Origin of the sequence: Methanosarcina siciliae T4/M, from assembly GCF_000970085.1 — an archaeon.
GTDB classification, from domain to species: Archaea; Halobacteriota; Methanosarcinia; order Methanosarcinales; family Methanosarcinaceae; genus Methanosarcina; species Methanosarcina siciliae.
On the sequence record NZ_CP009506.1, the window covers coordinates 4,400,877 to 4,414,145 of the forward strand.

11 protein-coding genes and 3 tRNA genes are annotated in these 13,269 nt (G+C 42.6%); 2 read left to right on the plus strand and 12 right to left on the minus strand.

Annotation, left to right across the window (positions count from 1 at the left end; translation table 11 throughout):
- Positions 1-4: 4 nt before the first annotated feature.
- The 6 genes from MSSIT_RS18575 to MSSIT_RS25795 form a co-directional block, all read right to left on the minus strand.
- The gene (locus MSSIT_RS18575) at positions 5-1,951 is read right to left on the minus strand and encodes a V-type ATP synthase subunit I (protein ID WP_187151804.1); all 1,947 of its coding nucleotides are present in this window, start codon (positions 1,949-1,951) and stop codon (positions 5-7) included.
- Positions 1,944-2,273, minus strand: a complete 330-nt coding sequence (gene ahaH / locus MSSIT_RS18580) for an ATP synthase archaeal subunit H (RefSeq protein ID WP_011024040.1) — start codon at positions 2,271-2,273, stop codon at positions 1,944-1,946. The genes MSSIT_RS18575 and ahaH overlap by 8 nt, the downstream gene beginning before the upstream one ends.
- A gap of 899 nt (positions 2,274-3,172) precedes the next feature.
- Complete coding sequence (locus tag MSSIT_RS18585; protein ID WP_048173952.1) at positions 3,173-4,354, minus strand: radical SAM protein; 1,182 nt, start codon at positions 4,352-4,354, stop codon at positions 3,173-3,175.
- 138 nt (positions 4,355-4,492) lie between these two features.
- A complete protein-coding gene (locus MSSIT_RS18590; protein ID WP_048173953.1) occupies positions 4,493-5,380 on the minus strand; it encodes a geranylfarnesyl diphosphate synthase in 888 nt (295 codons plus the stop codon).
- Complete coding sequence (locus MSSIT_RS18595; RefSeq protein WP_048175082.1) at positions 5,356-5,736, minus strand: cytochrome c maturation protein CcmE domain-containing protein; 381 nt, start codon at positions 5,734-5,736, stop codon at positions 5,356-5,358. The genes MSSIT_RS18590 and MSSIT_RS18595 overlap by 25 nt, the downstream gene beginning before the upstream one ends.
- Positions 5,737-5,762: 26 nt before the next feature.
- On the minus strand, positions 5,763-5,867 hold the full coding sequence (locus tag MSSIT_RS25795; protein ID WP_082089069.1) for a CcmD family protein: 105 nt from the start codon (positions 5,865-5,867) through the stop codon (positions 5,763-5,765).
- A gap of 1,011 nt (positions 5,868-6,878) precedes the next feature.
- Here MSSIT_RS25795 and MSSIT_RS18600 point away from each other — a divergent pair.
- Both MSSIT_RS18600 and MSSIT_RS18605 read left to right on the plus strand, forming a co-directional pair.
- Positions 6,879-6,950, plus strand: a tRNA-Gly gene (locus tag MSSIT_RS18600).
- 69 nt (positions 6,951-7,019) lie between these two features.
- Positions 7,020-7,104, plus strand: a tRNA-Leu gene (locus MSSIT_RS18605).
- A 7-nt stretch (positions 7,105-7,111) separates the two neighbouring features.
- On the opposite strand, the gene MSSIT_RS18610 is transcribed toward MSSIT_RS18605, so the two are convergent.
- From MSSIT_RS18610 to MSSIT_RS18635, 6 genes are all read right to left on the minus strand, one after another.
- Positions 7,112-7,567, minus strand: a complete 456-nt coding sequence (locus tag MSSIT_RS18610) for a phosphatase PAP2 family protein (protein WP_148705980.1) — start codon at positions 7,565-7,567, stop codon at positions 7,112-7,114.
- A 214-nt stretch (positions 7,568-7,781) separates the two neighbouring features.
- Positions 7,782-9,323, minus strand: coding sequence for an MBL fold metallo-hydrolase (locus MSSIT_RS18615; protein WP_048173955.1), 1,542 nt, complete (start codon positions 9,321-9,323; stop codon positions 7,782-7,784).
- Between the two features lie 124 nt (positions 9,324-9,447).
- A complete protein-coding gene (locus MSSIT_RS18620; RefSeq protein WP_231590004.1) occupies positions 9,448-9,900 on the minus strand; it encodes a GIY-YIG nuclease family protein in 453 nt (150 codons plus the stop codon).
- A gap of 26 nt (positions 9,901-9,926) precedes the next feature.
- Positions 9,927-10,886, minus strand: a complete 960-nt coding sequence (locus MSSIT_RS18625) for an ADP-ribosylglycohydrolase family protein (RefSeq protein ID WP_048173956.1) — start codon at positions 10,884-10,886, stop codon at positions 9,927-9,929.
- Between the two features lie 318 nt (positions 10,887-11,204).
- Positions 11,205-11,279: transfer RNA gene (locus MSSIT_RS18630), tRNA-Glu, on the minus strand.
- Positions 11,280-11,462: 183 nt separating this feature from the next.
- Positions 11,463-12,704, minus strand: coding sequence for a proteasome-activating nucleotidase (locus MSSIT_RS18635; protein ID WP_048175085.1), 1,242 nt, complete (start codon positions 12,702-12,704; stop codon positions 11,463-11,465).
- Positions 12,705-13,269 lie beyond the last annotated feature (565 nt).

Consider the following 13,269-nt stretch of genomic DNA (forward strand, 5'->3'; position numbering starts at 1 on the left):
GTTTTTATTCCTCCGTGTATTTTCTTATGTATCCGAATGGGTTGTATTTTCTGCCCCCGCCTTCGTAGAATTTTCCGAAGAATTCTACGTACTGCAACCTGAGTGCATGCAGTCCGGGAGCGATGATACTCAAGACAGTGTTAAGAGCATGTCCGAGTATAAACACAAGTATTGCAGCTATTGCTACGAAACCGATCTTGGAGTGATCAGCCCAGATCATTTCAAAAGCAATATCATTGACCGTTGAAGCGATGTAAATCGAAGACAGACCGACCGCTATAATACGGGCATACGACAACGCATTACCCATAAGAGATGGCAATTCAATCGGACCTTTGATACCTTCACCCATGGTGAGCATCACAATTCCAAGAACAAGAATTACAGCACCGACATAAGCCAGTCCTGTGCCGCCAAGGTAGCCGATGGCTGCAAGAAGTACACCAAGTTCAATAACAATCCAACTGCCTTTTTCAAGAACCGCATGCTTCATTCCGTGGTGCCTGGCGATGTTTGAAAATCCTAGCAGGAACCCGAGATTCAGGTGAAGCAGTCCTATCAGGACAGTTACTGCAATCATAGTCATTACCATGTGAGTTCTATGGATCGGGAATGTAAATTCCTCGCCTCCGAGCCCTCCAAACAGAACAATAGTATCCCAGCCCGGAATCAGGCCCGGAACCACTCCGTGTTCCGAATGCATACTCGCAAGAGGGAATCCCAGGAACTCACCATAAATAATCCCGAATATAAATGTTGAGATCTGACAATAGATCAGAATATCCATGAGAGGCTTTACTGCATCTGACTTAACTGCTTTTTTGATAGCCAGCGCAATTGCTCCCAGTATCAGTGCATATCCGATGTCTCCGAGAATCAGTCCATACATCAGCGGGAAAGTGATTAAAATCACTGAGGATGGATCAAGTTCAGTATACTTGGGCCTGGAGTACAGGTCCATGATCTGCTGCATCGGCTCTGCAATTTTTGAGTTGTTGTACTCAACAGGGACATGCTCTTCTTCTTCCTCTTCTACCTCGAGGCTTGTGACGTATGCCTTGCCGTTAGTGGCACTGTTGACCGCACTGACAACTTTGTCATAACTTTCGGTTGGGGTCCAGCCTTCTATTATGAATGCATTTGCAGATGTAGCTATTCTCAGAGGCAGTTCTGCCTTCTGACTCTCGATGCTCAAGACCTCGTCGCTGGCCAGGATGAAATCTGCATACTTGGATTTCAAGGATTCAATATCAGCCTTTAAGGACTCGATCTTTTTGGTGACTTCGGCTTCTCTCTGTTCGATAAATCTTAACAGTTCGCTTGGGACACCACCTCTTTCCGGAACTCTGAGTTCTCTGAATCCAAGACCCTGAAGTAACTCGTAAACTTTGTCGGCACCGCTTTTAGCTACAAACAGTACAATAGCCTTCGATTGAGGGTCAAAGTACAACTCGTAAGCTTTGGTGATGCTTGAAATCTGACTTCCATCCAGGTTCCCTTTTATAGTGCCTGCGAAAACTTTCAGGCTTTCGTAACCACGGTAGTCATCAAAGTCAAGATTGATGGATAGATAAGGCATGATCTCCTTTTTCTGGGATTCCAGGTCTTTCAGCTCATTTTCTAGCTGAGCAATTGATTCTATTTTCGCTTCAATTGCACTATCCAGTTCATCCAGCTTCGAATCAAGGTCGCGCAGGACAGAGTCAGTTTTCTGAACTACCGGTTCTTTGTTTACAATCCCCAAATAATTGGCGATAGAACGGATCTTCACAAGCTTTTTCGAGACTTCTTCTGCGTTTTTGAATGGCTTGCTGATCTTAAAACCAGACTCGTCTTCGACAAAATCTTCAATATGAAAGAGACTTGTATCATGCAGTGAATCGATGGTTTCTTTTAATATGCTTTTATGCCCGACAATAACGGCCCTTGTCATCTCTTTAGGTCTACTCATTAAGGACCGCCCTCTCAAACTCCTGTACAAGGTAATTGACGGATTTGTCGATATTAGCTTGAGCTTTTTGGGACATGGCTAATGCGTTTTTTTCACCATCGTTGACGATCTTATCTCTTTCCTCCAGGATCTTTTCTTCACCTACTTTAAAAGAGTCTTGTGCAGCTTTATGTGCATCGATTTCGGCCTGTCGCAGGATTTCCCTGGCTTCGGCCCGAGCATCGGAGATGCGCTTGTTTTTAGAATCAATGGCTTCATCAACCATCGCTTTGGCGCTCTCTTCCGCCTTTTTTATTTCGGATAAGATTTCATTTTTAGCCATGTGAATCTCCGTCTCTCAAAATTTAATATATAAATTAATAATTAAAAATCCCTACTCCAATGGAGGTAGTTAACAAATCCTTTGCGAAAGAACTATATAACAGCTTCGGTTTTATCGAAGAGGACATTAATAATTATCACGATCAATCATTATGTACTGAATTTACAGGAAATTTTTAAGAATTTTAAAAATATAAATATCAACATATACGGTTAAAATCCAAAAGATTAAATAGAACAGTAAAAAATAATTAAATAGAAACAGTTTAATATAATTAATTGACAGAAAATGCTGAATCCTGCCCGCAGAATAGAAATGCAAAGCCATGAAAAACCTTTTTTAAATTAACATTTTAATAGGGAATATTAAGTTCAGCCAAAAATAAATGTGAATTTACGTCCTGGATTTAAAACTTTGTAAAATAAATCGTATAGATGTGTTTGGGCTTAAAACGCATATACTCCCCTTTTTCATCGTTAAGAAATTTAAAGTAATTTTAACTAAGAAATAAATGAATTTATTAAGAGTGATAAATATAATGATTTTTTAAAAATATATACTGTGTTTCTCCGATGATGGGACTCATAGGGTGGGTATCTCTGTTCATTTTCCCCTTTCACTTGTGAATTTCAAAAAAAATATTACAGAAAGATATACAGAGAAAATGAGATGAAATTGAAGATTATAAGGTAAGGTAAAAAGCTGGAAAATGATCCCTGAAAACACGGGAACTCCTTTAAAATAATGAAAAATACAGGAAATCAAAAAAATAAATATCCAATAATATTAAAGAAGATGGAATACTCTGGAAAAAGCAAAAAACCAGAAATAAGTTGCCCTTAAGGAATAATTATACCTATATAAGAACAAGTACACCCATATAGGACATTGAAAGGAAATTATTTAAGCCGGTAAGGGATTTTTGCTCCTTTGGGAATGGTATGTATGTACTCCTTACGGAATTCAGGGTTTCGCATCATGCAATAGGCTGCATCATCTTTTTTGTAAGCATTATGCTTTCCCATGCGCTTCCAGATAGTCTCCAGGGGCTCTTCGGAGATATTGCCGAAAGATAGTGGGGTATATGCACAGGGCATTACCTCTCCGTCCGAAGCGACATGCATCCAGCGCCTGCCGGCAAAGCATCCGAAAAGTTCAGGTCCCATAAAATATGGGAAAGCAGTGACTCTCGGGCCTTCTGGTTTGATGTTCATGTTTTTTTGGAAACTCTGAAGCCTTGAGACGTCCTTTTTGCTTATTACCTCGTCTTCGTGTTCAAGCCAGCGCCCTACCGCAATGATCTCATAGATTGACATCTCCTTCATTTCCAGATCGGCTGCAAGAGAATAAAACTCTTCAAGGTCATCGATGTTATGCGGAGAAACAACCACAAACATATCGGTAAGGATTCCTGCGGCATCTGCATTCTTTATCCCATCAATTGCGTCTTTGTATGCCCCGGCCCGGCCTCTTATGCGGTCGTGCTCAGCTTCGAAGGGACTGTCAAGGCTGATCCTTGAGGCGTAAAGCCCTGCGGTCTTAAGGGCTTTTGATCTTTCTTCGGAGAGCTTGAAGCCTGAAGTAAAACATGTGGCAATTGCTTTTGTCTTGTCTACCCTTGCTACCATTTCAACCAGGTCGTTTCTGAGCATTGTCTCCCCGCCATCAAAGGAAACCAGATAGGCCCCAAGGTCAAGGCTCTGGTCAACAGCGGAACAGATCTCGTCCAGGGTCAGTTCCTTTTCAGGTTTTATGTCAGCTGCCCCACAGTGAATGCACCTGTTTGGACAGCGTGCGGTAATTCCTATTGAAAATTGATCCGGAACGCGTTTCTTCCTTATGGCGGCAATTTCAGCACTTATGACCCGGCTGAAAACAGGGCCCGGGATGGGAGGGATCCAGGTAGAAAAGATAATCTCTTCTTCACTTATCGAGATGGGTTTTTCTTCCGCAAAGATGTTATTTATACGTTTCAGAAAGGGTTTTGCAAGGTGGGAAAGAGGGCCCTCTGCATCGAGCACCATCTTTTCATTTTCCGTGCTGGCGTTTACCTTAATCACCGGGCTATCATATACTCGCATGGATACACCTGATAAAATTAGTGTCAAAAGCTGAAAACTTTAAGGGTTTAAGTAAGCAACTAAATGGTATCATTTATGGCATTTCAGATCCAGAAATTTGACAGAGTTGATTCATTTTTCAGGATGAGCGGGACTAAATCATATATTCTCAAGCATGTCTACGGTTATATAATCAGTTATCTGGAAAAGCTTATCCCTCGCCGAACATGCTCTGAATGTTTCCAGGGTTTCTTTTGCGGCACTAACGTGCTGCTTTACAGAAACTATGGACTTCTCTAAGGCTTCTTCCTTTGACATGTTCCTCATGTAAATGTGCGGCAAAGTTTCAGACGTGAATTTGGACTCTTTACCCTCAACAACTTCTAAAAATTCAAGGATGTCGTCAACAATCTGATATGCAGTTCCCAGGGAATTTCCAAAGAAGTTAAAACGCTCCGCAAGAACCTCATCAGCTCCTCCGGTATATGCTCCGATGGATGCACTGATTGCGAATAGGGAAGCTGTTTTTTTATATATGCATTTAAAATAATCGCTTTCTCCGAACTTATCGTCATCAAGTCTCAGGTCAAGAACTTCTCCTTCCGCCATATCCATCCCGGCTTTTCCGAAGTCCCGAATGACCTTTTTCCCATAGGGAGATATGAAAGCAATAGATTTTGCAATGAGATAGTCCCCGCAGAGCAGGGCTCTGGAATGCCCGAATTTTTCCGGTGCAGAGGGCAGGTTCCTTCGGAGAAGTCCCTGGTCAAGCAGGTCATCATGAATTAAAGAAGCCGAGTGCATCATTTCAACAGCAAGGGCAGCATCAAGGCTCCGGGAATAAGAGCCTGAGCAGATCTCACTTGCCAGAAGCAGGATAATTGGTCTAATTCGTTTTCCACCGGAATGACAGACATGTTCAACCATTTTTTTTAAGCTGGAGTCCCCTATCCGGGCAATTGAGTCCTCGATCCCGGCTTCAACATATCTGTATTCTTCCCACTCTTCAATATTCATCAATATTACTCCGTATACTTTGACGGGCATCCGGTAATGACCTTATTTGCCTCAAACGTAGACTCGGAAATCATTGTTCCGCTAACGGTTACCTGTTTTCCTTCGGCAAGATTGGAAGGGAGGTCTCCTACATAGTTCACATGTATCTTAAGGTTTTCATCATTTTCGTCTTTCAGTTCGAATGATGTCACGCCAGGGGCCTTTTCAAGGCTTCCTGCTTCTACGATTCCGACGGCATTTATATTTTTCCCGGTATAGCCCTGAGGGTCAGAAAGCAGCTCGGATACTGCCAGGTATCCTTCAGAAGAGTCGACTCCGTATAACCCTATAAGGAACACACCAGCAATAAAAGCAACTGCAAGCAATGTTTTCTTTTTTTTATTCATTTTTAAAACCCCGTATGGCTCGATCATTACATTAACCTTTTGTTGAGTCCCGCATACTTCCTGATTAATGAAAGAAAGTAGGCAACTATGAGTATCCAGCTGATTGCAAATGCCAGAATAAAAGGTTCCATTCATATCACATCTCTGCGCTATCAGTTCCTTCAACCCGATTTTGAATCCAGGGCGAGGAAAAGTAAGAACGCTGGTTTTGAAAACTTGTGTCTAGCTCTATATAAGAGTATATATTCTTTCTCAGAGAAATAAGATTTCTGGAGAGAAAGCAGATGAAATCCCAGTTTTATTCTTAACAGTAAAAATAATAATAGTGATTTTTATTCCAAGTGTGTAATATTATTGCTGATGTATTATATTATATATATCATATTTATAAAATAAAAAATTTTGCAAAGTTGTTGCCTGGGGAAGAAGTGCTTTTCATTTAAAAATTAGCAAAAAACGACTAATTTGCCTGGAAAGTTCGCCTCAAACATAACAATAATTATTTTATTGTTATATTTGTATTTTGGGATTTTTACTCTAAAACATTCCTGTTAAAAGCCTTTTTCAGGCCAGCTGGGTTAACAATAAAATAAAGCGGCTCATATAAAATTTAACTATACATCTCATAATATTTTTCATGATAATTCGACTGGAGCTTTCAATTTTTTTCTAAACGTGTTCCTTTGCACGGTTCAATAGTGTTAATCCAATTCAGCTTCACGTTTTCTTTTGTCTGTCTTTTTTAACTGATGAATAATCAGTTGGTTTTCATTTATATGTTCATTTATTTTTTCCGAGAAGATCGCCCTACGGGGCGGTATGGACACATCCCAACTTCTGGATTGGAAGATGGATCTAAAAAGTCTCATACCAATATATAAATCCAGATCCTTTCCGTACTGATAAATCAGACTGTTGGGAATTAAGAATAAGAATAGTAAAGGTTAATCCTGGGAGTTTTGAACTAAGAGAAGAATAATGAGGACTAACCCGGGAGAATTTCATAAATATAGGGCAAATTATAGTGAGTTGTGGTGAGGAAGAAAGTGATTTGCTGTACTAATTTCCAAGTGTATGAAAAAAGATATTATGTCGAGCGAAAACATTATATTTAACAAATACCTCTAAAGGTGTTGCAGTTTGCGTTGATGGTCTAGCGGCTATGACTTGGGCCTTCCAAGCCCAAAACCCGGGTTCGAATCCCGGTCGGCGCATTTAAATCTTATTCGGATAGTGTTTAAATTTCTTTTTCCTTATTTTACCGCACCCAGAGACGTTTTAGTGCGAGGGTTGCCCAGCCAGGTCAAAGGCGATGGGCTTAGGACCCATTTTCGTAGGAATTCGTGCGTTCGAATCGCACCCCTCGCATTTTCTTTTACCGGGCTTTTTCCAGAGAATATCCGAAAAGCCCGTACTTAATCAGCATCTTTTCAACACATATCCAGAAAAATCCGACCAGTAAGCCGATAAATGCACCAACTATCACATCCGAAGGGTAATGGACTCCTATAAATATCCGACTCAAACTTACGGTAATGGCAAAAGCCCAAACTAAAAGTTTGTACTTTCCTGCCCTCGGATGTAAAAATGTAGCCAGAGCAAAGGACATTAGGGAATGCCCGCTCGGCATGGAGTAACCTGTGGTGCAAGTCACAAAGCGGATATCTTCAGGTCTTGGGACTTCAAAAACAGGCTTTAGAGCCAGGGCCAGAGCCCATGCTGATACGAGTAAGGCAAGGAAAAGGATCGTCTGCTCCCTTCCGTTATAATAATAGAGCACAGCAATAATCAGAAAAATAAAATAATCGAATTTAAGGCTTACAAATAACATGAAAGGGTCGAGAAAGGAAAAAGAGTTAAGAAATATCAGGGCATAATAATCAAACTGAGAATATATTGACAAGCAGGATCACTTCTTAGCTTTTCCGGATTCAGGGCTAAAACCATTTATATTTAATTTAAGTTAATTTAATTAGTTTATTTTCTGATTTCAAACTATCTATTATTTTAAGGCAAGACGCTAATTCTCTGCACATGTTTTTCTCTTATGCTTTTCTCTTACGGGATTTTCTTGCAAGATATCTCTCTGAGCCGGGATGCTCGACAAGTTTCCCATTTTCAAGTACGGACAATGAACCGTGTCCGCAACAGATGAGGCATTTCTTACTTTTTTTTGAAAGCTCGTTTTCAAGTTCAAGTATCAGGGACATAAGGGTGTTTCGTTCTTCTCTTGCAAGGGTGCTGTCTACATTTACCGATGTCATGAGATAATCAGCAAGGGTATTGTACTCCGTTCTCTCCTGGCTCAGGCTCCTGAAGTTAATCACCGCGTCCTGGGGAAAGACAAGCCCTTCTTCGGGGCACAGGTAGAAGATTTCTCCATGCATGTGCCCTCCCAGACCCTGAAGGGCTTCAAACTCAAGGTTTCCTACCCTGAAACGGGCAATAAGCGGAAAAGCTCCCCTTTTCTCGCCTTCTCCGGCCTGCACTGAGATCTCCGGAAAAAGGATCACATTTGAAGGAGGAGTGAACCTTGAAAAGAGGTTAATCATTTTTGTATAAACCTCTTCCAGAATGCAACCCTGATTGCTGGACCCATAGGCCCTGCTGGTTTCCCGCGTGATTTTCAGGGTTTCCCCATTCAGGTAAGAAGGGGCGGAAAAATAGCCTGCTGCCCCGCAGTGGTCTGCATCTGCATGGGTAATATAGATTCTTTTTAGGAGGCTCAGGTCCCCAAGCCCGTAGTGCTGGAGCATATTCACGACATCAGGTTGATATATCCCGTAGCCCGTATCAATCATTACCCTTTCGTCGGGAGTATCAAAAAGATATATATTCCCTCCGCAGGGCAACTGGAAGCAGAAAAGTTCAATGTCGTCCTTTATCCTGACCCTCTGCACATCGGCATAAAAGCCTTCCCCTGAAGTCCGGCTGAGAGTTTCTCCGACCTTGAGGATGTTTTCAAAGACCTCAACGGGATCTTTCCTCAGGTTTGAGAGCTCCTGGGCTATGTGGTTAATGTCGTGCAGGAATTTCATTAAAAAAGCATCTTCTGCGTTTCCGACATAGTTCCTCAGTTTCTGGGCAAGCCTGAGGTAAAAAACCGTATCGTCGAGCTTTTCTCCTGTCGTGTCATACTCAACGATCTCAAGCCTGTATTTTGATTTGAGCCTGTTCAGGAGTGCATCTATAAGGCTGGCATCTTCATTATTCAGGCTCACAACAAGCCTTTCAGGGTGCTGCCCCCGGTCATCGAAATCAAGAAATGTGATATTTGCCCCGGAAGAAGAAGTATGGTTCAGGAAATCAAATAATGCTCCCGAGCAGTTTGGGAGATAGACATTGAATTTCAGAAAAGCCACAGGCTGCAGGGAGGTCTGGAGGTATCCTATTCTTTCCAGCTCCCCAAGGATTTTCTGATATGCCTGCAAAGCTGCCGTCACCTCGAAAAAAACGGTGTTCCTGTCGATTCTCCGGTCATACTGGATCCGGTTAATGTTTCCTTCATACCGCGTGATAATCTCGGCTGCTCTGTGCAGGGCTCCGGGCTTATCTGGCATGCAGGCGATAAAAGAGAATTGTTCCATAAAGCAGCCTCTGATCAGATAAAGCCGTTTTTCTGGTTAATGTAAATAAAATCCTGCCTTACTTTAAACTTTCCCGTATCTGTAAAAAAGATTCATCAATCAAATAATTAGTACTCATAATAGTTCAGCACTCAAGCACAATAGCCCGGAGTTCAAACACCTCAAAGACTCCTTTTATCTCCGAAAGAGGGTTCTTTTTCCTGTAAAAAAGATGAGATTTGCAGGCACAGTCCGTGCACCCGAAGCCCTGAACCGAATCTCCTCCGAGCCTGCGGGCAAGTTCGCACTCAAGACGGGCAGAAGTGGCGGCACAAATCGCCCATTCCAGTTTGAATGAAGGGGTCAGGTGGAGATAATCGACATGCCATCTGGGATTTTTATCCCTCTTCGAAGAAAGGTCAATATGCCTTTTTACCCGCTTCATGCCTCCGGGTCCGAGCGCTGAGCCAGTGTAGATATGAAAACCTTCAGAAAATGAAAAATTGCCCTTTTTTCCCACTTCAATCACGCAATCCCTGTTCTCGAATACAAGGCAGTAAACTCCTTTTTCGGAAAAGTCCATTTTCGAAAAATCCATTTTCAAAGACCCCTGGTTTTAAGCCCTCAATTCATCCCGGAAACCTGAAAATGCTTCTCAAGCAGAAGCTTAATCATTCCTTCCAGTTTCTCTTTTTCCTTCAGGGATTCAACCCAGGAAGATGGCACTGCTTTGATTCCAAGCCTTGCCCCTAGAATTCCACCTGCAACACTGCCCACCGAATCCGAGTCTCCTGTTATGTTCACTGCAGTTTGAACGGCTTTTTTGTAATCATCAGGATATCTCAGGATGCAGAAATAAGCAAGAGCAAAAGTCTCATCCGCATACCAGCCCTGCCCGATTTTCTGGAGAGCTTCTTCATCACTCAAATTGCTGTGAGCAAGCTCATAAGAGCCTTTGAGAGCTTCCGTAAATTCCTCCGAAATTCCTTCGGTTACCCTGAGAAGAGGCTGAAACATATCTTCAGGGACCATCCCATCAAGAGCCAGTTTTACAGCATATGCTCCCGCAACGGATGCAGCGTCTGCGGTTGGGTGAGAGTGTGTAATCCTGCCGGAAATTGAGGCTGCTTTAATCAATTTTTCAGGATCATTACTGAAGATGAAACCGAGGATTCCAACCCGCATGAGGCTTCCACATGTTTTTGAGTTTATTCCTGACCTGCTCCAGGGAATCCCGTCCTTGAGATTCAGAGCTGCACCTCTGGTTGTCGCCCCTGCTCCAAGGTCAGGTTCATCCAGCCACAGGACAAGTTCCTCTGCAATCTTATCCATAAGTCCGGGAAGTTCAAGTTCTGCTCCATTCAAGAGCCCTCTGGCAAGCACAAGCATCAACTGGGTATCATCGGTCCAGGGGGACTCAGGAGGAATCTCAAGGATTCCATCTTCTCCGTATTTCTCCTTAATCTGCTCAAGGGTCAGGTGTTCTACGGGGCGGCCGAGAGCATCTGCGCAGGCTGTGCCGAAAATGTAGCCCTGGAGTTTGTTTTCAAGATCAGGAGTGGATTGTGTGTTTCCTTCACTCATGGTTTTTTAATCCTGTAATTATCTTGATTTCAGCTGTTGTAAAATTAAACACATATCAAAGAAAAAAGTGCTCCCTCATCAGGCAGTTGATGTTTTAAGTGGTTTGTAATTTAGTAACTATCTTAATTTTCGTTCCCTCTTAAATGATTCTATATTCTTTTGCACTATTATTTTACAGTCCTCCCATTCTACAGTTCTCCCTTTTCTGTTTTTGAAAACTGAGCGTAGTTTAAAGGAAAAAGAAAAACTGCACAGAAAAATGTAAAATGGATAAAAATAATGTAAAAAGTTATAAAAATGAGGCGCAAAAAGGAAATATGCTCCGATGGGGATTTGAACCCCAGTCGCAGGAGTGAGAGTCCTGAATGATTGGCCGAGCTACACTATCGGAGCACGCTGTTAATTATGTGTTGTCAGTAAGACAGCATACTTTCAAGTGATTTATAAAATATAAATCTTTCGTCCGATCCTCTAAAAAAATTGAGGCTGCCGAGAAGGTATTCAACTTTTCCCGGCAGAGGGCTGAAGGAGATTTCCTTCATATGAAGGTTATCTGTTTACTTTTCCGGTAACAAGTTATACGAACATGGCCTGAGGAATGGAGGGCTCCTTCACGTTTACGACCTTTTCGTAAGCTTTCATGAAATCTGCCATGGTGATCTCTTTGCCGCGCCTGCGCAGTACAAAGATCCCGGCTTCTTTGACGATTACGCTGATCTCTGCTCCACTTTTTCCTGACAGAGTCTTTGCAAACTTCTCAAAGTCAACATCATCGGCAAGTCTCATCTTACGGGTGTGGATCTTCAGGATCTCTATCCTGCCCTTCTCATCAGGAAGTGGGACTTCAATCGACCTGTCAAACCTGCCGGGTCTGAGGAGGGCGGGGTCAAGTAGGTCAATCCTGTTGGTTGCCGCAACTACTTTTACATTGCCTTTAGGGTTAAAGCCGTCCATCTCAGCAAGGAGCTGAAGCATTGTCCTGTTTACCTCGGCTGAACCGCTGGTCCCATCATATGTCCTCATACTGCCTACTGCATCGATTTCGTCTATGAAGAGGATGCTTGGGGACTTGTCCCTTGCAAGCTGGAAGATGTCCTTTACGAGCCTTGAGCCTTCTCCTACGAACTTCTGGACGAGGTCGGAACCTGACATCCGGATGAAAGTGGCTTTTGCCTGGGAGGCTATGGCTTTTGCGATCAGGGTCTTTCCGGTACCGGGGGCACCGTGAAGCAGGACTCCGGAGGGGGGTTCGATTCCCAGGTCCTCGAAAAGTTCGGGTTCGGTGAGCGGAAGTTCCACACTCTCCCTGACTTCCTGAAGCACTTCATCAAGCCCGCCAATCATGCTGTAGTCCACGCCTGGGGAATTGATAAGCTCCATAACCTGGGCTCTCACATCGGCAGCCCTGCTCACTATGGAGATAATCGAGTAAGCTCCGTTTACGGCAACCCTCATTCCAGGCTCTATTTTTCCGAGGCACTCTTCCGGGATCTGCGTGAGGACTTCCTGGTTGTTGCCGTGCTGCCTGATAAGAGCAATTTCCCCGTTTACCTCAAGGATGGTCGCAATGAAAAGCGGAGGTTCGGTAAGCTGTTCCAGGTGAGCTTTTAATTTATTGATTTCCTGAAGGTGCCTGCCTGTGGCTACGCTGGCTTCAAGGAGCCGTGCCTTCATGTTTTCGTTCTGGACTTTAAGTATCTCGATTTCGGTTAAGAGAGATTTCACATCCTCGGGACTGATTTCCCCGCTCTCAAGCTGAAATTCTACCCTGGACTTGATATCTTCCAGGGAAGATCTTATGGCACTGTCATCTGACATATCTGACATTTGAAACACCTTTTTTATCGATAAAATTGATCTGGATGTCCGTTTTCAGGTTAATTGGGTTCTAAATAGTTTGTATGATTATTGGGTTTTAAACGTGTATTATATGGCTATATTTGAAGGTGGGATGTTACAGATTAATTTGGTTTGCAGGTATAAGCTGTAACTACAAAGTTCTGAGAATTGTCCTGCAGACTTCTATCTATGGATTATGTAATTCTTCCGGACCTTCTTCTGCTCTTTCAGGGCTTCTACAAAAAAGCAAAAGCCTGAAAACAGACGCTAGGAACAGAACGATACTTTATGACTATTGTCCTTCGGAAGGAAATTGCATGCTACTCTTACAGGACTTCATACATATGCCTTTTACAGGACAGCGTACACATATCAAAGGTTAAAATGCAATTGAAGAGCTTCTTATCGTATTCACAGTATATATAAGATGCCGGATATAATTTATATATAGTAAAATATAAAAAGGATATATATAAGTTCCTGCAACGTCTGCAGCCCATTGACGGCCCCTTTTTAATTACTGCCAAATACTCACTTAATTTTT

Bases quoted from the DNA above. Each gene is read 5' to 3' on its own strand.
- MSSIT_RS18575 (WP_187151804.1), bottom strand. From the start codon at position 1,951: ATGAGTAGACCTAAAGAGATGACAAGGGCCGTTATTGTCGGGCATAAA.
- ahaH (WP_011024040.1), bottom strand. From the start codon at position 2,273: ATGGCTAAAAATGAAATCTTATCCGAAATAAAAAAGGCGGAAGAGAGC.
- MSSIT_RS18585 (WP_048173952.1), bottom strand. From the start codon at position 4,354: ATGCGAGTATATGATAGCCCGGTGATTAAGGTAAACGCCAGCACGGAA.
- MSSIT_RS18590 (WP_048173953.1), bottom strand. From the start codon at position 5,380: ATGCCCGTCAAAGTATACGGAGTAATATTGATGAATATTGAAGAGTGG.
- MSSIT_RS18595 (WP_048175082.1), bottom strand. From the start codon at position 5,736: ATGAATAAAAAAAAGAAAACATTGCTTGCAGTTGCTTTTATTGCTGGT.
- MSSIT_RS25795 (WP_082089069.1), bottom strand. From the start codon at position 5,867: ATGGAACCTTTTATTCTGGCATTTGCAATCAGCTGGATACTCATAGTT.
- MSSIT_RS18610 (WP_148705980.1), bottom strand. From the start codon at position 7,567: ATGTTATTTGTAAGCCTTAAATTCGATTATTTTATTTTTCTGATTATT.
- MSSIT_RS18615 (WP_048173955.1), bottom strand. From the start codon at position 9,323: ATGGAACAATTCTCTTTTATCGCCTGCATGCCAGATAAGCCCGGAGCC.
- MSSIT_RS18620 (WP_231590004.1), bottom strand. From the start codon at position 9,900: ATGGATTTTTCGAAAATGGACTTTTCCGAAAAAGGAGTTTACTGCCTT.
- MSSIT_RS18625 (WP_048173956.1), bottom strand. From the start codon at position 10,886: ATGAGTGAAGGAAACACACAATCCACTCCTGATCTTGAAAACAAACTC.
- MSSIT_RS18635 (WP_048175085.1), bottom strand. From the start codon at position 12,704: ATGTCAGATGACAGTGCCATAAGATCTTCCCTGGAAGATATCAAGTCC.